Raw genomic sequence first — 17,225 nt, 5'->3', positions numbered from 1 at the left:
GGCGGCCATGGCGGAGCGGATCGAGCAGGGACACCCCAGAACGGCCGGTGAGCCCAGGCGGCCCGCGTCCGGCGGGGCCGGGCGGCCCGCGTCCGGCGGGGCCGGGCGGCCCGCGGCCGGTGGGGCCGGGCGGCCCGCGGCCGACGAGCCCAGGGGGCGCACGGCGGCCGGCGAGGCCCGGGGACGCGGCCGGCCCTGGACCGCGCCCGTCCGCGCGGTCACCCGGATCCTGGCCGTGGACGGCCAGCCGCGCCGCGCCGGGGAGACCACCCAGGAGGAGCGCGACTCGGTCGTCGACTGCGCGCTCTATGTGGACGGTGAGCGCCAGCCCGGCACCTGGCACTACGCCGACGCGCTGGCCGAGGCCCGGGACCGGGACAACGCGTTCGTCTGGGTGGGCCTGCACGAGCCGGCCGCGCGGGCCATGGAGGGCATCGCCGAGGCGTTCGGGCTGCACGAACTGGCCGTGGAGGACGCGGTCAAGGCCGAGCAGCGGCCCAAGCTCGAGCGGTTCGGCGAGATCAGCTTCCTGGTGCTGCGCACCGCCCGGTACTGCGAGCACGACGAACTCACCGAGACCTCGGAGGTCGTGGAGACCGGGCAGGTGATGCTTTTCATCGGGCCGAACTTCGCCATCAGCGTCCGGCACGGCGACGCCTGCAAGCTCGCCCCGGTCCGCGCCGACCTGGAGAGCAAGCGGGACCTGCTCGAGCAGGGGCCCTGGGCCGTGGCGTACGCGGTGACCGACCGGGTGGTGGACCTCTACCTGGACGTCGCCGACAAGATCGAGGACGACCTGGACGAGCTGGAGACCCAGGTCTTCGCCCGGTACACGAGCGGCCGGATCCAGCGGATCTACCAGATGAAGCGCGAGCTGGTCGAGTTCAAGCGGGCGGTCATCCCGCTGCAGCGGCCGATGGTGCAGCTCACCGGGCAGCTCAGCCGGAGCGTGCCCAAGGAGATCCGGCGCTACTTCCGGGACGTGCAGGACCACCTCACCCGCACGGTCGAGCAGGTCAACTCGTACGACGACCTGCTGAACTCGATCCTGCAGGCCCGGCTGGCGCAGGTCACCGTCGAGCAGAACAACGACATGCGCAAGATCGCGGCGTGGGCCGCGATCGCCGCCGTGCCGACCGCCATCGCCGGGGTCTACGGCATGAACTTCAAGTTCATGCCCGAGCTGAGTTGGAAGTACGGCTACCCGGGCGTGTGGGCCGTGATCCTCGGCATCTCCTTCGGCCTCTACCGCTGGTTCCGCCGCAACGGCTGGCTCTGACCCCCATCCCACGGACCCCCAGGCGTGATCATGGGCTTTACTGCGAGCTTCCGTGGTCGGAGTCGCGGTAAAGCCCATGATCAACCGCTTGGGCCGGGGCCGGATGGGCCGGGGCCGGTGGGGGTTACTTGCCGGCGGCCTGGTGGGCGTTCTCGGTGACCGAGCTGGTCGCCGAGCCCGGCTTGTCGCCGCTGGTGGCGGCGCGGCCGGTGGTGGTGCTGGCCGTCGTCTGCTCGGGGGTGATGTTCGTCTCCGGCGCCGTGGCCGCGTTCGTGGCCAGGTCACTCTCGGTCCGGGCGGCCGGGTCCTTCGCCGCTGGAGTAAGGGTGGCCGTCGGGTCGTACGCGTTCCACTCCTGGTCGTCCCGCCGACGTCGCAGCACCATGGCGCCGGCCGCGCCCACCGCGGCGCTCACGGCGAGCACCTTGGCGGCCTTGCCGAACCGGCCGCTCGACTTCTTCTTCTTGCCCTTCATCCCCGTCACCTTCGCCTTGCCCCGCGTGGTCCCGGTGCCGGCCTGCCGAGCGCCGTCGGCGGCGGCCACGGCGAGCGGCGCGAGCGCGCTCATCGTGCTTCCCCAGCGTCGCTGCGCGTCACCGCGGACCTTTGCCGCGCCGCCGCGCACCTTGGCCGCTCCGGGCGCCACCCGGGTGCGCGCCGCGGTGACCCGGGGACCGACGGTCGAGCCCACCCCGTCGGCCGCATGCGAGGCGGCCTGGACAAAGTGATCCAGGCTTTCCCCCAACTCGGACTTGACGAGATCGCGATGACGCGTGCGTCGCCCGATTCCAAACACCGGTCTCCACCTCCTGTGTGGTTCCTCCGCCATCCTCCACCAGCGGATGCCTCCGTACGGCCAGAACGGGCACATGGGAGGATCCGCATGGAACTGACCAACGACTGAGGAGTACCCGTGGCCGAGACCATCTACGCCACCTTGCACACGAACCACGGCCCGATCCGGCTCGAACTCTTTCCCAACCACGCGCCCAAGACCGTGCGCAACTTCGTCGAGCTGGCGGAGGGCACCCGGGAATACACCAACCCGACCACCGGGCAGCCGGGCTCCGGCCCCTACTTCGACGGCACCATCTCACACCGCGTGATCAGCGGCTTCATGATCCAGATGGGCGACCCGACCGGCACCGGCCGGGGCGGCCCGGGCTACCAGTTCGACGACGAGATCCACCCGGAGCTCCGGTTCGACCGGCCCTACCTGCTGGCCATGGCGAACGCCGGCAAGATCGCCGGTCGGGGCACGAACGGCTCGCAGTTCTTCATCACGGTGTCCCCGACCCCGCACCTGAACGGCAAGCACTCGATCTTCGGGCAGGTGGCCGACGAGGCGTCGGCCAAGGTGGTGGACTCCATCGCCAACGCCCCGACCGGACCGGGCGACCGGCCGCGGCAGGACGTCGTGATCGAGCGTGTCGAGATCGAGCGGTCCGGGAACTGACCGCACACCGCCGGCCGAGGTATTTTTGCCGGCATGAGTGAGTCCCCGCCGACGACGCCGGTCTGCTACCGACACCCGTCGCGGGAGACGTACGTCCGGTGCACCCGCTGCGAACGGCCGATCTGTCCGGACTGCATGCGGGACGCCTCGGTGGGCCACCAGTGCCCCGAGTGCGTGGAACTGGGCCGACGGAGCCAACGGCCGGCGCGCACCGCCTTCGGCGGCGGTGCCGCCGGCCGTCACGGCTACGTGACCAAGACGATCATCGGCCTCAACGTGCTGATGTTCCTCGCGTCGGTGGTCTCCTCCGGCGCCGGCACCGCGGTGGCCGGTGGCGGGCTCGGCGGCCTGATGGGCCAGGGCACGCCGCTGACCCAGTGGGGTTCGGTGCTCGGGCTGGCCCGCTATCAGGACTTCACCGTGCACGGCGTCGCGCAGGGCGAGTGGTACCGGCTGCTCACCGCGATGTTCCTGCACTACGGCGTGGTGCACCTGCTGCTCAACATGTGGGCGCTGTGGGTGCTCGGCCGCACCCTGGAGGCCGCGCTCGGGCCCGCCCGCTTCCTGGGCCTCTATCTGGTGGCCGGCCTCGGCGGCAACGTCGCGGCCTACCTGTTCAGCGCGCCCAACCAGCAGTCCGCCGGCGCCTCGACGGCGATCTTCGGGCTGTTCGGCGCGCTCTTCGTGATCATGAGACGGCTCGGTCGGGACACCTCGGGCGTGGTGCCGGTGCTGGTGGTCAACCTGATCTTCACCTTCACCGTGCCGAACATCAGCATCGCCGGCCACCTCGGTGGGCTGGTCGCGGGCACGCTGATGGCGCTGGTCCTCGCGTACGCCCCGCGGACCCGGCGCACGGCCGTGCAGGCGGCCGGCGGGGTGGCGCTGGTGCTGCTGCTGGTCTGCGTCTCCATCGCGCGCACCGCCATGCTGCTGGGCTGACACCGCCCCAACCTGCACGCGTGGTCAGCCTCGCCGCGGGCCGGGGCGTCGCCCTGCGGGGGGCGCCGCTGGTCAGGCGCGGGTCGCGGCCCGGTGCGCCGCGCGCAGCGTCGCGGCCACGTCGGCCGGGTCGGCGCCGAGGTCGTACCGGCCGAACAGGTGCAGCGCGTCGCCGGCGTCGATCTCCAGGAGCTCGGTGCTGATCCCACGCCGCGGCCGCCGGTCGACCCGGATCCCCTCCACCTGCGTCCAGCTCAGGCGGCGGCGCCCCGCGTACCCCCGTGGCACCCAGACCCCGGCGGCGTCGGCGGCCAGCCGGACGGGCGCCAGCAGGTCGCGCCCGGCCCAGGCCAGCAGCGCGGCGGCGGCCAGCGCGGCCACGCCGGGCCGGACCGGATCGCCGTCGCCGAGCAGCAGCGCGAGCGCCGCCAGCGCCGCCGCCCCGGCCAGCTTGAGTCCGGGTACGACCCGGGGCACCCGCCAGACCGCCGGTTCCATCGGTCCAGTATCCCAGCGTGCGCTGATCACGAAGGTGCGGACCGGCCGCCTCATGATCAATGGGTGGTCGCGCGTGGCCGGGCGTCGGGCTACCATCGGGGCAGCCACGTTACCGGGGAGTAAACATGAGAGACGCGGTCATCGTCGAGGCGGTCCGGACCCCGGTGGGCCGGCGCCGCGGCGCGCTCGCCGGGGTGCATCCGGTGGACCTCTCCGCGCACGTGCTGCGCGCCCTCGCCGAGCGGGCCGGGTTCGATCCGGCCGATGTGGACGACGTGGTCTGGGGGACCGTCTCGCAGGTGGGCGAGCAGGCCTGGAACGTGGCCCGCAACGCCGTGCTGGCGGCCGGCTGGCCCGAATCGGTGCCGGGCACCACCCTGGACCGGCAGTGCGGGTCCAGCCAGCAGGCGGTGCACTTCGCCGCGGCGGCCGTGATCGCCGGTCAGGCGGATCTGGTGGTGGCCGGCGGGGTGGAGTCGATGACCAGGGTGCCGATGGGCGCCAGCGTGGGCGCCGGCCTGCCGTACGGGGACCTGGTCCGCGAGCGGTACCGCGGCGTCGAGGGGTTCGCGGCCGACGACCCGGTGCCGTTCAATCAGGGCGTGGGGGCCGAGCTGATCGCCCGGCGCTGGGGCCAGTCCCGCCGCCAACTCGACGAGTACGCGCTGGCCAGTCACGCCAAGGCGGCCGCCGCTCAGGACGCCGGCGCGTTCGACGCCGAGATCGCCCCGGTGCCGGTGGCCGACGGCAGCAAGGCGGACCGGGACGAGGGCATCCGCCGGGAGAGCAGCCTGGAGCGGCTGGCCGAGCTGCCGACGCCGTTCCGGCCGGACGGTGTGGTCACCGCGGGCTCGGCCTCGCAGATCTCCGATGGGGCGGCCGCGCTGGCCATCACCACCTCCGAGTGGGCCGCCGCACACGGGCTGCGGCCGGTGGCCCGGATCCACACCGCGGTGGTCACGGCCGCCGACCCGGTGGTCATGCTCACCGCGCCCATCCCGGCCACCGCGAAGGCGCTGCGCCGAGCGGGGCTGGGCATCGAGGAGATCGGCGTGTACGAGGTGAACGAGGCCTTCGCGCCGGTGCCGCTGGCCTGGCTGGCCGAGACGGAGGCGGACCCGGCCCGGCTGAACCCGCGCGGCGGGGCCATCGCGCTGGGCCATCCGCTCGGCGGCTCCGGCGCGCGGATCATGACCACCATGCTGGCGCAGCAGCGGGACAACGGCATCCGGTACGGCCTGCAGACCATGTGCGAGGGCGGCGGAATGGCGAACGCCACCATCGTGGAACTTCTGTAATTTTACTTTCATCCATGTTACGCCGCGTCATCGCGAGCGCACCTATCGTTGTCCCTGTCATGGACGTGTTCATCCGGACCTTCCTGCCGGCCGCCGCCGAAGCCGGCGTCGGCATCCCCACCGTGACCCGGCACCTGCCGGTGCTGCGCCGGTGCGTGGAGCCCGGCGACACCACCGTGCTGGTCACCCGCTGCACCCGCCCGGAACGCGCCGGGCAGGCCGGCTATCTGATGCTGCTCACCGAGCGTCGGCTCGTGCTGACCACCGAGACCCGGTTCACCCACCGGCTGCGGCTGCACCTCAACACCGAGCTGCGGCACCTGGACAACGTCACCTGGAACCCGGATCCGCGCTGCGGCCTCGTCGAGTTCGCGGCCACCGCGGTCGACGGGATCCGCGAGCGCTTCGTCATCCGCACCCGGCAACCCCGCCAGGTGTGGCGGCTGGACGCCCTGCTGAGCCACGCCTTCCGGGTGCCCGCCCTGATCCAGCCGGTGCGGTACGCGGCCGGCGCGGCCCGGGCGCCCGCGGGCGCGGCCGGCGGCGACGGTCGGCTGCTGCCGTTCGGCCCGGCCGTGGCCACCTGAGTTCTCTTACACAGTTCGAACCTGGGCCGCTCGTGCCGGCCGCGCCGGATCGGCCATCATTGGCCGGTGGCAGGGGAAGCGGCGAACCGGGGCCTCGTCCTCGTGGTCGAGGACGAGCCGGCGATCGCCGACCTGGTCCGCCTCTACCTGAGTCGGGACGGCTTCGGCGTACACGTCGAGCATGACGGCGAGGCCGGCCTCGCGGCCGCCCGCCGGTTGCGGCCGGTCGCCTGCGTGCTCGACATCGCGCTGCCGGGGCTGGCCGGGACCGAGGTCTGCCGGCGGCTGCGCCAGCAGGACAACTGGACCCCGGTGATTTTCCTGACCGCCCGGGACGACGAGGTCGACCGGATCGTGGGGCTCGAACTCGGCGCCGACGACTACGTGACCAAGCCGTTCAGCCCGCGCGAACTGGTGGCACGGGTCCGCGCGGTGCTGCGGCGCACCGCCGGCGCGCCGGCCGAGACCGAACGGCCCCGGGTGGCCGGGCCGGTCACCCTCGATCCGGCCCGGCGCACCGTCACCGTGGCGGGCACCCCGATCCGGCTCACCTCGACCGAGTTCGACCTGCTGGCGCACCTGATGAGCCGGCCCGGCCGGGTGTTCACCCGGGAGGAGCTGCTGGCCGCCGTCTGGGGCTACGCGGCGCACAGCGGCACCCGCACCGTGGACGTGCACGTGGCCCAGGTACGCGCCAAGCTCGGCGACGCGGCAGCCGACGTGATCCGCACCCATCGCGGCGTGGGCTATGCCTGCGCCGGCTGACCCCGGGCCGCCACCGCGCCCGGGCCCGGCGGATCCCGGGCCGCCGGCCGGTACGGAGACGGGCCCGGCCCGCTCGGGCCCGGTCGCCCAGCCCACCATGTCGCTGCCGGTGATCGGACCCGGGCGGCGGGACGACGCCCGCGGCCGGCGCCGGTTCGCGCGCACCCTCACCGCCCGGGCGGTGCTGGTCAGCTGCACGGTGGCGCTGATCTCCGTGCTGGTCACCGTCCTGGTGGCCGTGCCGCTGGCCGCGGTCACGGCCGACCGGCAGGCCCGGCAGGCGCTCGCCGCCCAGGCCAACCTCGCCGCGCAGGCGCTGCGGCCCCGCATCGACCGGGGTCGGACCGCCGACGAGGAACGGATCATCCAGCAGCTGCGCCGGCAGCACATCGACGCGTACCTGGTCCGGGCCGGCCAGCCGGACCGGGCCGGGCTGCCCGCGGTGGCCGTGCAGCGGGTGGCCGCCGGGCATGCCTTCTCCGGCCGCCGCCCGGTGGCCGGCCGGCTCTCCCTGGTCGAGGCCCGACCGCTGGCCGGCGGCAACGGCGTGGTGCTGGTCCGCCCGCTCGGCACCGGTCTGTGGCTGCGGGTGGCCGGCGGCCTGTGGCTGCCGCTGCTGGCCGGCCTCGCGGCCGGGGTGGTGGCCGGCGTCCTGCTGGCCCGCCGGCTGGCCAGGCCGATCCGGCACGCCGCCCTGGCCGCCGCCCGGCTCCGGGCCGGCGAGCGGGACGTCCGGGTGCCGATCGAGCCGCCGGAGGAGGCGGCCGACCTGGCGTACGCGTTGAACGGGCTGGCTGCGGCGCTGGCCACCAGCGAGGGGCGGCAGCGCGAGTTCCTGCTGTCGGTCTCCCATGAACTGCGCACGCCGCTGACCTCGATCCGCGGGTACGCCGAGGCCATCGCGGACGGCGTGGTCGGAGCCGACGCCGCCCGGCAGGCCGGGCAGACCATGCTGGCCGAGGCCGAGCACCTGGATCGGCTGGTCAGCGACCTGCTCGCGCTGGCCCGGCTGGAGGCCGCCGACTTCGCCCTGGAGCCCGCCTCGGTCGAGCTGGGTGCGCTGCTGCGGACCGTGGCCGACGCCTGGGCGCCGCGCTGCGCCGCGGCCGGGGTGGAGTTGCGGACCGAGCTGCCGGGCACCCCGGTGGCAGTGTGGACCGACCCGGGGCGGACCCGCCAGGTGCTCGACGGGCTGCTGGAGAACGCGCTCCGGGTCGTACCGCCGGGGTCGCCCGTGGTGCTCGCGGCGCGGGCCGCCCCGGGCGGGGCGACCGGGCCGGCGCCGGCGCCGCCCGGTGCGGAGCGCGCGGGCCCCGGCTGGCCGCCCGATGCGGAGCGCGCGGGCCCGGGCTGGCCGCCCGGCGCGGCGCCCGAATTCCTCGGCGGGGGTGTGCTGGAGGTCCGGGACGGCGGGCCGGGCTTCACCGACGACGACCTGGCGGTGGCGTTCGAGCGCGGCGCGCTGCACCAGCGGTACCGGGGGATCCGCAAGGTGGGCAGCGGCCTCGGCCTGGCGCTCGCGGCCGGGCTCGTCCGCCGGCTCGGCGGCACGATCGACGCCGGGCACGCCCCCGAGGGCGGCGCGTCCTTCACGGTTCGGCTGCCGCCCCCGCCGAACGCGGCAAGTTCTTACCGGATCCGAACATCGGCCTGACGCTCCGCTGGCCCGCGCGGGGCAGGGTGGTGGCACCTCATCAGGAAGGACGGACGATGAAGCGATTCGGAGTTGTGGTCGGCGCGGCCCTGCTGGCCGGCGTCGGGGCGCTGGGCCTGACCGGCTGCGGTGTGCCCGAGCGGGCCACCGGCACCGCTCAGCAGGCGGCCGTGGACGTGGCCGCCGCCATGGGCGCGGACGGGCAGGCGTTGGCGGCCATGGGCTTCGACACCGCCCAGATCGCCGCGGCCGACCCCGCGGCCGACCCGTCGGTCACCGGCGGCGCCGACCCGAGCGGCGGTCCGGGCGCCAACCCGAGCGCCGGCCCGGGCAAGAAGGGCCAGCGGGCGCAGGACTGGCGCAAGCGCCACCAGGCCCGGGTGCTGCTGCGCCGGAACACCCTGCACGGCGAGGTCGTGGTCCAGACCAAGGACGGTACGAAGACGGTGGCCGTCCAGCGCGGCACGGTGACCGCGATCAGCGACACCTCGATGACCGTGAAGTCCACCGACGGGTTCACCGAGACGTGGACGTTCGGGCCCCAGCTGAAGGTGGTCGAGCGGCGCAGCACCATCCAGCCGAGCGCGGTGAAGGTCGGCACCGAGCTGGGGGTGGCCGGCGCGAAGGACGGCGACAAGGGTGTGGCCCGGCTGATCGTCATCCCGAACAAGAAGTAGCGGCGCCGGGATCGGGGAAATCCCGTCACCCATCGATGGGTGACGGGATTTTCGCGTTCCCGGCGCCGGCCCGCTGGGATGGGTCTGGACACCGGACGGCCGGCGCGGGCATGGTGATCGAAAGGGTTCGGATACGCTGTCGGAGATCTGTCGACTCACCGCGGAGACTCTTGTGAAGCTCTCGATCCTGATGCCGGTCTACAACGAGGCCGAACGCATCGCCGACGCGCTGAAGCAGGCGCTGGCCGTGGACTACCCCTGCGACATCGAGCTGGTCGTGGTGGACGACGGCAGCAAGGACGGCACGGCGGAGATCCTCGCCGCCGCGGACGACAGCCGGGTGAGAGTGATCACTCACCAGCGCAACGCCGGCAAGGGCGCCGCGATCAAGACGGCGGTCGACAACGCCGAGGGCGAGTACATGGTCATTCTCGACGCCGACCTCGAGTACGACCCGAACGACATCCCCCGGCTACTCGCCCCGGTGCTGGACGGGCGGGCGACCGTGGTCTACGGCAATCGCACGTTCGGCAGCCACAGCGCCTACAGCTTCTGGTACGTCATGGGCAACAAGGCCGTGACGACCGCCGCCAACGTGCTCTACAACTCGTACATCGGTGACCTGGAGACCTGCTTCAAGCTCCTCCCGGTGGCCCTCTACCGGTCGCTCGAGATCCGCTCCCGCGGCTTCGGCATGGAGGCCGAGGTCACCGGCAAGCTGCTGCGCCGCCGGCTCCGGCCGTACGAGGTGCCGATCAGCTACCGCGCGCGGGGCCGGGAGGAAGGCAAGAAGATCACCTGGCGGGACGGCGTCGAGGCGCTCTGGATCCTCGGCCGCGAGCGGGCCCGGCGCCCCCGCGCGCTGAGCTCCGGCGCCCGCTGAACTCGGACGCCCGCTGACCTCCGGGGCCCGCTGACCGTCCGGCGCCGCCCGGCGCCGGACGACCAGGCGGCGCCGCGTCGAGACCGATCGCTCGGCCTCGGGCCGCACGAGCTGATCAGGCGACGCCCACCGGCAGGAACGCGGCGATCGAGCGCCGCAGGCCGGCGGCGTCCAACCCGTGCCAGCGGGCATGGTCGGCCGGGTCGCCGTACCGGTGCAGATCCACCTCCGTGACCCCGAGCGCGAGCAGCCGGTGCGGCCGGTCGGCCAGCGCGCGGCCCAGCACGGCGCTGGAGGTGCCGGCCAGGTACGGCTCGACCAGCACCACATCCCGGTCCGCCAGCTCGCGCAGCCCGGCCACGTCGAACGGCCGCGCCGTGTGGGTGTAGGCGACCGTCACGTCCAGCCCGGTCGTGGCGGCCAGCATCGCGTCCAGCACCGGCCCGATCGCCACTACCAGCGGCGCGCCGGCCGATCCCCGGCGCAGCACCCGCAGCCGGTCCGCCCCGGCGTACCCCACGGCGTTCGCCTGGCTGGACAGCCGCAGATAGACCGCGTCGTCCCCGCGCACCGCGGACCGCAGCAGCGGCGCCACCTCGTCCGGATGGCCGGGCACCCGTACCGTCCATCGACCCAGCGTGTCGAACAGGGCGACGTCCCCGGGCGACTGGTGGGTCCGGCCCTCCGCCGAGGCGTCGTACGAGCCGCCGATGCTCACCAGCACCGCCCCGACTCCCTGGTGGCCCAGGTCCAGCTTGATCTGCTCGTACGCCCGATCCACCAGGAACGTGGCGTAGGAGTGCACGATGGGCCGCAGCCCGGTCAGGGCGAGCCCGCCGGCCACCCCGATCATGAGCTGCTCCCGGATGCCGACGTTGAGCACCCGGTCGGGGTGGCGCCGCGCGGCCGACCGGAAGTCCGCGGCCGAGATGTCGGCCAGCACCAGCGCGGCGCGCGGATCGTCGGCCAGCAGCTCCGTCGTGGTGGCGATGAACGTGCTGCGCATCACTTCACCCCCACCCGGGCCACCACGGCGTGCGGCCGGCCCGGCCGGTGCCCGGTCAGCCCCGCCCGGATCTCCTCGTGGTCCCGGCCGTCGACCGTGCCGGCCGTCCAGCCGTGCGCCGTGAACCGGCTGGCGATCCCGCCCGGCCAGCCGTGGGTGGCCGACTGGTTGTCGATCACCACCGCGGTCAGCCGGTCCAGGCCGGTGGCGCCCGCGTAGGCGATCGCCTCGTGGTTGGAGCCCTCGTCCAGCTCGGCGTCGCCGAGCAGCACGTACACCCGGGGGTCGGTGAGACCCTGGGCCCGCAGCCCGAGCACCATGCCGACGGCCAGCCCCAGGCCGTGGCCGAGCGAGCCGGAGCCGATCTCCACCCCCGGCACCAGCAGCCGGTCGGGGTGGTGCCCGAGCCGGCTGTCCGGGCCGGCCAGGTCGTCCAGCCAGCTCTCCGGGATGAAGCCCTTGGCCGCCAGGACGGCGTAGAACGCGGCCGGCCCGTGCCCCTTGGAGAGCACGAAGCGGTCCCGGTCGGGGTCGTCGACCGTCTCCGGGGTGATCCGGAGCACCCGGTCGTACAGCACCCAGAGCACGTCCAGGGTGCTGTGCGCGCTCGGCCCGTGTTTCTCGTCCCCGGTGATCCGGGTCAGCAGCGGCCCGACCGGGTCGACCCGGTCCGCCGTGGTCGTTGACTGGCTCATGTGGCTAGCCTGCAACTTGAAGCCCACTTCAACTCAAGGCGGCGGCGATGCAGGAAGCACTGACCATCGGCGACCTGTCGGCCCGGTCCGGCGTGGCGCCCTCGGCGCTGCGCTACTACGAGCGGCTGGGGCTGATCCGGGCCAACCGCACCGGCGGGAACCAGCGTCGCTACGAGCGGGCCGAGCTGCGCCGGGTGGCGTTCATCCGGATCGCCCAGCAGGTGGGGGTGTCGCTGGAGGAGATCCGGGCCGCGCTCGACGAGCTGCCGGACAACCGTACGCCGACCCGGGCCGACTGGACCCGGCTGTCCAACGTGTGGCGGGGGAAGCTGGACGAGCGGATCCGGCTGCTCAACAGGCTGCGCGACGACCTGACCGGGTGCATCGGCTGCGGCTGCCTGTCCCTGCAGCGCTGCCGCCTCTACAACCCCGACGACGTGCTGGCCGCCGAGGGCCCCGGCCCCCGCCTGCTGCGATGACCGAAGGAAGGGCCGCTTGTTATCGCTTTCTGTATAGGAAGGGTCCCCTCCTAACGCTTTAGCCGCGGACCAGCAGCACCTTGCCGAGGTGGTCGCTGGACTCCACCAACCGGTGCGCCTCGGCCGCCTCGGCCAGCGGGATCCGCCGGTCGACGATCGGCCGAATCTTCCCCGACTCGATCAGCGGCCATACGTGCTCCCGGACACCCCGTACGATCTCGGCCTTCTGCTCGACCGGGCGGGACCGCAACGCCCTGGAAGCCACGGTGCCCTGCTTGGCCATCAGGGCGCCGAGGTCCAGCTCGCCCTTGCGGCCGCCCTGCATGCCGATCACCACGATCCGGCCGCCGGTGGCGAGCGCCGCGACGTTCCGGGGCAGGTACGCCGCGCCCATGATGTCCAGGATCACGTCGGCGCCCCGGCCGCCGGTGGCCGACCGGATCTCCTCGACGAAGTCCTGCTCGCGGTAGTCGATCGTGTGGTCCGCGCCCAGCTCCCGCAGCGCGTCGTGCTTGCCGGACCGCGCCGTGACCGCCACGGTGGCCCCGAGCGCCTTGCCGAGCTGGATGGCGAAGGTGCCGATCCCGCTCCCGCCGCCGTGCACCAGCAGCGTCTCGCCGCGGCTCAGGTGCGCCAGCTGCGCCACGTTCGACCAGACCGTGCAGGCGACCTCGGGCAGCGCGGCGGCGTCCACCGGGTCCACCCCGGCCGGCACCGGCAGCACCTGCCCGGCCGGCACGGCCACCCGCTCGGCGTACCCGCCGCCGGCCAGCAGCGCGCAGACCGGCTGGCCCACCTCCCAGCCGGTCACCCCGGCGCCGACCGCGGCGACCTCGCCGGAGCATTCCAGACCGGGGTACGCGGGCGCGCCGGGCGGCGGCGCGTAGTTGCCCTGCCGCTGCAGCAGATCGGCCCGGTTGACCGCGGTGGCGCGTACGTCGATCAGCACCTCGCCGGGGCCCGGCTCGGGGTCCGGCACCTCGGCCCAGACCAGGGCTTCCGGACCACCGGGTTCGGGAATCGTGATCGCATGCATGGCCCAGTCATACCCCACCGCGCCGCCGGCGCACGCCGGGGTCCCCGATCCCCACCGCTCCGGGCCGAGACCGGCGGCGGCGCCGGCGCGGCGCCCGGCCATGCCGGTGTCCGGCGATCACCGGCCGTCGGCGGGTCATGGCAGACTAAGACAGCGGCGCCCGGCCAGCCGGACGCGCCGGGAGGGTTCGCCTAGTGGCCGATGGCGCTGGTCTTGAAAACCGGTAAGGGGGCAACCTCTTCGTGGGTTCGAATCCCACACCCTCCGCCGGCAAGCCCCGTATACCGGGCCGGGTTCGGGTAAGAACATCTGCGGAACCTCGCGGAAGGACTCGAGATGAACCTGGACCGCCCGATCGCCCCCGACCCGTACGAAACGCTGCCGCCCGTGCCGTCGTTCACGCTCACCAGCGCGGACGTGGCGAACGGCGAGCCGATGGACGCGGAGTTCGCGCACGACAGCGTGGGGGGAGCCAACCGGTCGCCGCAGCTGAGCTGGTCCGGTTTCCCGGCCGAGACGCAGAGCTTCGTGGTGACCTGCTTCGACCCGGACGCCCCGACGGCGAGCGGCTTCTGGCACTGGGTGCTGATCGACGTGCCGGCCTCGGTGACCGAGCTTGACCGGGGCGTGGCCACCGAGTCGATCGACGGCGCCGTGGCCATGCGCAACGACTACGGCTCGCAGGGGTACGGCGGGGCCGCGCCGCCGGCCGGGGACCGGGCGCACCGGTATCTCTTCGCCGTGCACGCGCTGGACGTGCCGCGCCTCGACCTCGGGCCGGACACCCCGCCCGCCCAGGTCGGCTTCAACCTCACGTTCCACACCCTGGCCCGGGCGGTCATCCGCCCGACGTACCAGGTGAAGGAGTAGCACCACGGCGGCGCCGGCGCGGCCCGCGGGGTCGTGCCGGCGCTCGCGCGGGTCGCGGGGTTTACTCGGGTACGCGGGCCACCGCGAAGACCGACTGCCCGAACGGCGGGCGGACGACCTGCTCGGCGGCCTTGGTGGCGGGGAGCACGAGGGTGTCGTACAGCTTCACCATCGGCCCCTCCTTCGGCATCAGCTTGAACACGCTGGTGGCCATGTAGTAGCCGAGCAGGCCGAGGGCGTTCGCGTAGTGCAGCTTCTCCACCCGGAGGCCGGCCGCCTCGAGGGCGTCGCGCATGGTCTTGCGGGTGTAGCGCCGGACATGGCCGGTGGCGATGTCGGCCTGGCTCATGGCGAACTGGAACGCCGGGACGATCAGCACGATGGCGCCGCCGGGCCGGACCAGCTCGCGCATGCTACGCAGCGCGCCCACGTGGTCCTCGATGTGCTCCAGCACGTTGTACGAGACCGCCGCGCTGTAGTTGCCCTGCTCACCGTGCGGCAGCAGCATCTCGCGGACCTCGATCTTGGGCTCCACCGAGAGCCGCTCCTTGAGGGAGATCAGGCGCTCGGGGTCGGCCTCCGTGGCGGTGAACCGGGGCAGGTGGGCCGCCCACTCCAGGGCGTAGTCGCCGAGGCCACTGCCGATCTCGATCGGGTTGTCGCCGAGGTACGGCAGAGCGAGCTCGACGAACCACCGACGGTGGTTCACGGCGGTGGCCAGGCCCTCCAGCACCTCGGACTGGACCTGCTGGTCTCCGGTGAGTTCTGCCATGCGTCGACGCCTCACGATCTCTCTGGACGTTGCACTAGACCGACAGAGTCAACCATCTAAGGCGACTGTACGGAAATCAGGGTTCGGGATGCAGGACTAACACGAGTTTTCTTCGCTAATGCCGCCGATCCCTACTCGGCCGACAAGTGCGCTGGATACGCTCCGAAATGGTATGACAACCCGACGCATCCGTTCCGGCGGCTCATCGCCCGAGCGCCCCGGAATCCGGGGCCCGGCCACCGGCGATCCGGCCCGCCCGGCCGACGGACCCTGCCCGCCCGTCGATGCTTCCCGCCCGGCCGTCGATGGAACCAAACCGATCGTGGTCGATCCCGATCCGGCCGTCGATCAGATCGGCCCGCCCGGTCGGGCCCGGCCGGCGCCCCCGGCCCGGAACGGCCGCCGGACCCGGTCCGGACGGCCGGCCCGCTCCGCGCGGCGGCCGGCTGGATCCGGGCCGCAGCTGGCTCGGTCCGTGCGGCGGCTGGCTCGATCCGGGCCGCGGCCGGCTCGGTCCGGGCGGCCGGCCTGGTTGGCGGACGCGGCGGTCGTGTTGAGCTTCGGCCTGCTGGCCGGCTGGGTGACGGCCCGGCTGTGGCTGCACCCCGCCCAAGGCCTGCGGGCCAACCCTACGGACCAGGCGCTGTTCGAGTGGATGTTGGCACACGGGGCCCGGGTGCTCACGGCCGGGGCGGACCCGCTGTTCAGCACCCGGATGAACGTCCCGGACGGGGTGAACCTGATGGCGAACACCTCGGTGCTCACCGCCGCGCTCCCGCTCACCCCGGTCACGCTGCTCCTCGGCCCGCACCTCAGCTTCGCGGCGTTCCTGACCGGCGCCCTGGCCGGCACGGCCACCGCCTGGTACGTGCTGCTGCGCCGGATGGTCGTCCGGACCCGTTCGGCCGCGTGGCTCGGCGCGGTCTTCGCAGGCTTCGCCCCCGCAATGGTGTCGCACGCGAACGGCCATCCCAACATCGTCTGCCAGTTCCTGGTGCCGGTGCTCGTCTGGCGGACGGTGCGGCTGCGCCAGCCCCGCCGGTGGGCCCGCAACGGCGCGCTGCTCGCGCTCGTCGTGGTGGCCCAGGCCTTCCTCAATCCGGAGCTGCTGCTGTTCACTGCCGTCGGGCTCGGCATCCTCACGGCCGTGGTCGGGGCGCTGCGCCCGGAGGTACGCCGGGACGCCCGGCCCTTCCTGGCCGGGCTGGGCACCGCCACCCTGCTCTCGGCGCTGCTGCTGGCGTACCCCTTCGCGGTGGCCACGAGCGGCCCCGGCAGCTACCGCGGGCTGCCACCATCGGTGGCCGGGTACGCCGCCGACCTGCTGTCCTTCGGCTGGTACTCCCGGGAGTCGCTCGGCGGTCACCTGCTCGCCACGCGCCGGCTCGCGCAGAACGCCAGCGAGGAGAACGCGTTCCTTGGCTGGCCGCTGCTGCTCGCCCTGCCGGTGCTGGTGTGGTGGCTGCGCCGGTCCGCCCTGGCGCTCGCGGCCGGGGTGACCGTGCTGGTGTTCGCCGTGCTCTCCGTCGGCCCGCGGCTGCGGGTGGCGGGCCGGACCACCGGCGTGCCGGGGCCGTGGGCCGTGCTCGACCGGCTGCCCGTGCTCGACGCCGTGCTGCCCACCCGATGGGCGCTGGCCGCCGTGCCCGCGGTGGCCGTCCTGGTGGCGCTCGCCTGGGACCGGGCGGCGGCCTCCGGCCCGGCCCTGTCCGCCCCGGCCTCCGGCCCGGCCTGGCCTGCCCCGGCGTCCGGCCCGGCCTGGCCTGCCCCGGCGCCGGCGGCCCGCCCTGCCAGGTCGGTCCGGCTCCTGATGGCCGCGGCCGTGGTCGTGCTGCTGCTCCCGCTCGCGCCGACCCCGCTGCCGGCCGCGCCGCTCGCTCCGATCCCGGAGTTCGTCACCACGGGCGCCTGGCGGGAGTACACGGCCGGCGATCGGACGGTGGTCCCGCTGCCGCTGCCGGACGCCCACTATGCGGATCCGCTGCGCTGGTCGGCGGCCACCGGGCTGGCGCTCCGGCTGCCCCGGGGCTATTTCCTGGGCCCGGACGGCCAGCCCGACCGGCGGGCCCGGTTCTCCCCGCCGCCCCGCTCGACCAGCAACGTCTTCAGTCGGATCCGGGACACCGGCACGGCGCCGCCGATCGATGCGCGCCGCCGGGCGGCCGCCGTGGCGGACCTGCGGTTCTGGCGCGCCGGAGTGGTGGTGCTGCCACCCGGCCCGTACGCCGCAACGATGCGTACGGCGATGACCGACCTGATCGGCATCGCCCCGGTATGGCGCGGCGGCGCCTGGATCTGGGACGTCCGCCCGCTGACCACCTGATAGGG

At 74.0% G+C, this 17,225-nt stretch carries 18 protein-coding genes and 1 tRNA gene; 13 read left to right on the top strand and 6 right to left on the bottom strand.

Going from position 1 to position 17,225, the window contains the following annotated elements; all coding sequences use genetic code 11:
• The first annotated feature begins 7 nt into the window (after positions 1-7).
• A complete protein-coding gene (corA, locus tag ACFFHU_RS02255) occupies positions 8-1,279 on the top strand; it encodes a magnesium/cobalt transporter CorA (RefSeq protein WP_377335134.1) in 1,272 nt (423 codons plus the stop codon).
• A 124-nt stretch (positions 1,280-1,403) separates the two neighbouring features.
• Here corA and ACFFHU_RS02250 read toward each other — a convergent pair whose 3' ends face one another.
• A complete protein-coding gene (locus ACFFHU_RS02250) occupies positions 1,404-2,075 on the bottom strand; it encodes a hypothetical protein (RefSeq protein ID WP_377335132.1) in 672 nt (223 codons plus the stop codon).
• A gap of 117 nt (positions 2,076-2,192) precedes the next feature.
• On the opposite strand from ACFFHU_RS02250, the gene ACFFHU_RS02245 reads away from it, so the two are divergent.
• Together ACFFHU_RS02245 and ACFFHU_RS02240 are read left to right on the top strand one after the other, a co-directional pair.
• Positions 2,193-2,735: a peptidylprolyl isomerase gene (locus tag ACFFHU_RS02245; RefSeq protein ID WP_377335130.1), complete on the top strand. Its 543-nt coding sequence runs from the start codon at positions 2,193-2,195 to the stop codon at positions 2,733-2,735.
• A gap of 33 nt (positions 2,736-2,768) precedes the next feature.
• Positions 2,769-3,677, top strand: coding sequence for a rhomboid family intramembrane serine protease (locus tag ACFFHU_RS02240; protein ID WP_377335129.1), 909 nt, complete (start codon positions 2,769-2,771; stop codon positions 3,675-3,677).
• A gap of 72 nt (positions 3,678-3,749) precedes the next feature.
• Here the strand turns inward: ACFFHU_RS02240 and ACFFHU_RS02235 are convergent, their stop codons facing one another.
• Entirely contained in the window at positions 3,750-4,175 is a 426-nt protein-coding gene (locus tag ACFFHU_RS02235; RefSeq protein ID WP_377335128.1) for a PH domain-containing protein, read from the bottom strand.
• A 125-nt stretch (positions 4,176-4,300) separates the two neighbouring features.
• Between ACFFHU_RS02235 and ACFFHU_RS02230 the strand changes: the two genes are divergently transcribed.
• The 6 genes from ACFFHU_RS02230 to ACFFHU_RS02205 all read left to right on the top strand — a co-directional run bounded on the left by ACFFHU_RS02230 (position 4,301) and on the right by ACFFHU_RS02205 (position 10,039).
• The gene (locus tag ACFFHU_RS02230; RefSeq protein WP_377335127.1) at positions 4,301-5,473 is read left to right on the top strand and encodes an acetyl-CoA C-acyltransferase; all 1,173 of its coding nucleotides are present in this window, start codon (positions 4,301-4,303) and stop codon (positions 5,471-5,473) included.
• A gap of 59 nt (positions 5,474-5,532) precedes the next feature.
• The gene (locus tag ACFFHU_RS02225) at positions 5,533-6,060 is read left to right on the top strand and encodes a hypothetical protein (RefSeq protein WP_377335126.1); all 528 of its coding nucleotides are present in this window, start codon (positions 5,533-5,535) and stop codon (positions 6,058-6,060) included.
• A gap of 66 nt (positions 6,061-6,126) precedes the next feature.
• Positions 6,127-6,825 (top strand): response regulator, encoded by a 699-nt coding sequence (locus ACFFHU_RS02220; protein WP_377335125.1) that lies wholly within the window; start codon positions 6,127-6,129, stop codon positions 6,823-6,825.
• A 97-nt stretch (positions 6,826-6,922) separates the two neighbouring features.
• Positions 6,923-8,479, top strand: coding sequence for a sensor histidine kinase (locus ACFFHU_RS02215; RefSeq protein WP_377335124.1), 1,557 nt, complete (start codon positions 6,923-6,925; stop codon positions 8,477-8,479).
• Positions 8,480-8,535: 56 nt separating this feature from the next.
• A complete protein-coding gene (locus ACFFHU_RS02210) occupies positions 8,536-9,156 on the top strand; it encodes a hypothetical protein (protein WP_377335123.1) in 621 nt (206 codons plus the stop codon).
• A 172-nt stretch (positions 9,157-9,328) separates the two neighbouring features.
• Entirely contained in the window at positions 9,329-10,039 is a 711-nt protein-coding gene (locus ACFFHU_RS02205; RefSeq protein ID WP_377335122.1) for a glycosyltransferase family 2 protein, read from the top strand.
• Positions 10,040-10,154: 115 nt separating this feature from the next.
• Here the strand turns inward: ACFFHU_RS02205 and ACFFHU_RS02200 are convergent, their stop codons facing one another.
• Positions 10,155-11,045, bottom strand: a complete 891-nt coding sequence (locus ACFFHU_RS02200; RefSeq protein WP_377335121.1) for a transketolase family protein — start codon at positions 11,043-11,045, stop codon at positions 10,155-10,157.
• The gene (locus tag ACFFHU_RS02195; protein ID WP_377335119.1) at positions 11,045-11,740 is read right to left on the bottom strand and encodes a thiamine pyrophosphate-binding protein; all 696 of its coding nucleotides are present in this window, start codon (positions 11,738-11,740) and stop codon (positions 11,045-11,047) included. Before ACFFHU_RS02195 ends, ACFFHU_RS02200 begins: the two co-directional genes overlap by 1 nt.
• Positions 11,741-11,787: 47 nt before the next feature.
• Between ACFFHU_RS02195 and soxR the strand changes: the two genes are divergently transcribed.
• Positions 11,788-12,219, top strand: a complete 432-nt coding sequence (gene soxR / locus ACFFHU_RS02190) for a redox-sensitive transcriptional activator SoxR (RefSeq protein WP_377335117.1) — start codon at positions 11,788-11,790, stop codon at positions 12,217-12,219.
• Positions 12,220-12,277: 58 nt separating this feature from the next.
• Here the strand turns inward: soxR and ACFFHU_RS02185 are convergent, their stop codons facing one another.
• Entirely contained in the window at positions 12,278-13,255 is a 978-nt protein-coding gene (locus ACFFHU_RS02185; RefSeq protein ID WP_377335115.1) for an NAD(P)H-quinone oxidoreductase, read from the bottom strand.
• 180 nt (positions 13,256-13,435) lie between these two features.
• Here ACFFHU_RS02185 and ACFFHU_RS02180 point away from each other — a divergent pair.
• Both ACFFHU_RS02180 and ACFFHU_RS02175 read left to right on the top strand, forming a co-directional pair.
• Positions 13,436-13,522 (top strand) — tRNA-Ser (locus ACFFHU_RS02180).
• Positions 13,523-13,591: 69 nt separating this feature from the next.
• Positions 13,592-14,125 carry a YbhB/YbcL family Raf kinase inhibitor-like protein gene (locus ACFFHU_RS02175; protein WP_377335113.1) on the top strand — a complete coding sequence of 178 codons (534 nt, stop codon included), beginning with the start codon at positions 13,592-13,594 and terminating at the stop codon, positions 14,123-14,125.
• A 61-nt stretch (positions 14,126-14,186) separates the two neighbouring features.
• Here the strand turns inward: ACFFHU_RS02175 and ACFFHU_RS02170 are convergent, their stop codons facing one another.
• Positions 14,187-14,897 (bottom strand): class I SAM-dependent methyltransferase, encoded by a 711-nt coding sequence (locus ACFFHU_RS02170; protein WP_377335111.1) that lies wholly within the window; start codon positions 14,895-14,897, stop codon positions 14,187-14,189.
• 550 nt (positions 14,898-15,447) lie between these two features.
• Between ACFFHU_RS02170 and ACFFHU_RS02165 the strand changes: the two genes are divergently transcribed.
• On the top strand, positions 15,448-17,220 hold the full coding sequence (locus ACFFHU_RS02165; RefSeq protein ID WP_377335109.1) for a DUF6311 domain-containing protein: 1,773 nt from the start codon (positions 15,448-15,450) through the stop codon (positions 17,218-17,220).
• Positions 17,221-17,225: the final 5 nt, after the last annotated feature.

Origin of the sequence: Plantactinospora siamensis, from assembly GCF_042434095.1 — a bacterium.
In the GTDB taxonomy this organism is placed as follows: Bacteria; Actinomycetota; Actinomycetes; order Mycobacteriales; family Micromonosporaceae; genus KBS50.
This window is presented reverse-complemented; position numbering and strand designations above follow the sequence as displayed.

What these genes read in the sequence shown, in the direction of transcription:
- corA (WP_377335134.1), top strand. Translation starts at nt 8, where the DNA reads ATGGCGGAGCGGATCGAGCAGGGACACCCCAGAACGGCCGGTGAGCCC.
- ACFFHU_RS02240 (WP_377335129.1), top strand. Translation starts at nt 2,769, where the DNA reads ATGAGTGAGTCCCCGCCGACGACGCCGGTCTGCTACCGACACCCGTCG.
- ACFFHU_RS02235 (WP_377335128.1), bottom strand. Translation starts at nt 4,175, where the DNA reads ATGGAACCGGCGGTCTGGCGGGTGCCCCGGGTCGTACCCGGACTCAAG.
- ACFFHU_RS02230 (WP_377335127.1), top strand. Translation starts at nt 4,301, where the DNA reads ATGAGAGACGCGGTCATCGTCGAGGCGGTCCGGACCCCGGTGGGCCGG.
- ACFFHU_RS02225 (WP_377335126.1), top strand. Translation starts at nt 5,533, where the DNA reads ATGGACGTGTTCATCCGGACCTTCCTGCCGGCCGCCGCCGAAGCCGGC.
- ACFFHU_RS02215 (WP_377335124.1), top strand. Translation starts at nt 6,923, where the DNA reads ATGTCGCTGCCGGTGATCGGACCCGGGCGGCGGGACGACGCCCGCGGC.
- ACFFHU_RS02210 (WP_377335123.1), top strand. Translation starts at nt 8,536, where the DNA reads ATGAAGCGATTCGGAGTTGTGGTCGGCGCGGCCCTGCTGGCCGGCGTC.
- ACFFHU_RS02200 (WP_377335121.1), bottom strand. Translation starts at nt 11,045, where the DNA reads ATGCGCAGCACGTTCATCGCCACCACGACGGAGCTGCTGGCCGACGAT.
- ACFFHU_RS02195 (WP_377335119.1), bottom strand. Translation starts at nt 11,740, where the DNA reads ATGAGCCAGTCAACGACCACGGCGGACCGGGTCGACCCGGTCGGGCCG.
- soxR (WP_377335117.1), top strand. Translation starts at nt 11,788, where the DNA reads ATGCAGGAAGCACTGACCATCGGCGACCTGTCGGCCCGGTCCGGCGTG.
- ACFFHU_RS02185 (WP_377335115.1), bottom strand. Translation starts at nt 13,255, where the DNA reads ATGCATGCGATCACGATTCCCGAACCCGGTGGTCCGGAAGCCCTGGTC.
- ACFFHU_RS02175 (WP_377335113.1), top strand. Translation starts at nt 13,592, where the DNA reads ATGAACCTGGACCGCCCGATCGCCCCCGACCCGTACGAAACGCTGCCG.
- ACFFHU_RS02170 (WP_377335111.1), bottom strand. Translation starts at nt 14,897, where the DNA reads ATGGCAGAACTCACCGGAGACCAGCAGGTCCAGTCCGAGGTGCTGGAG.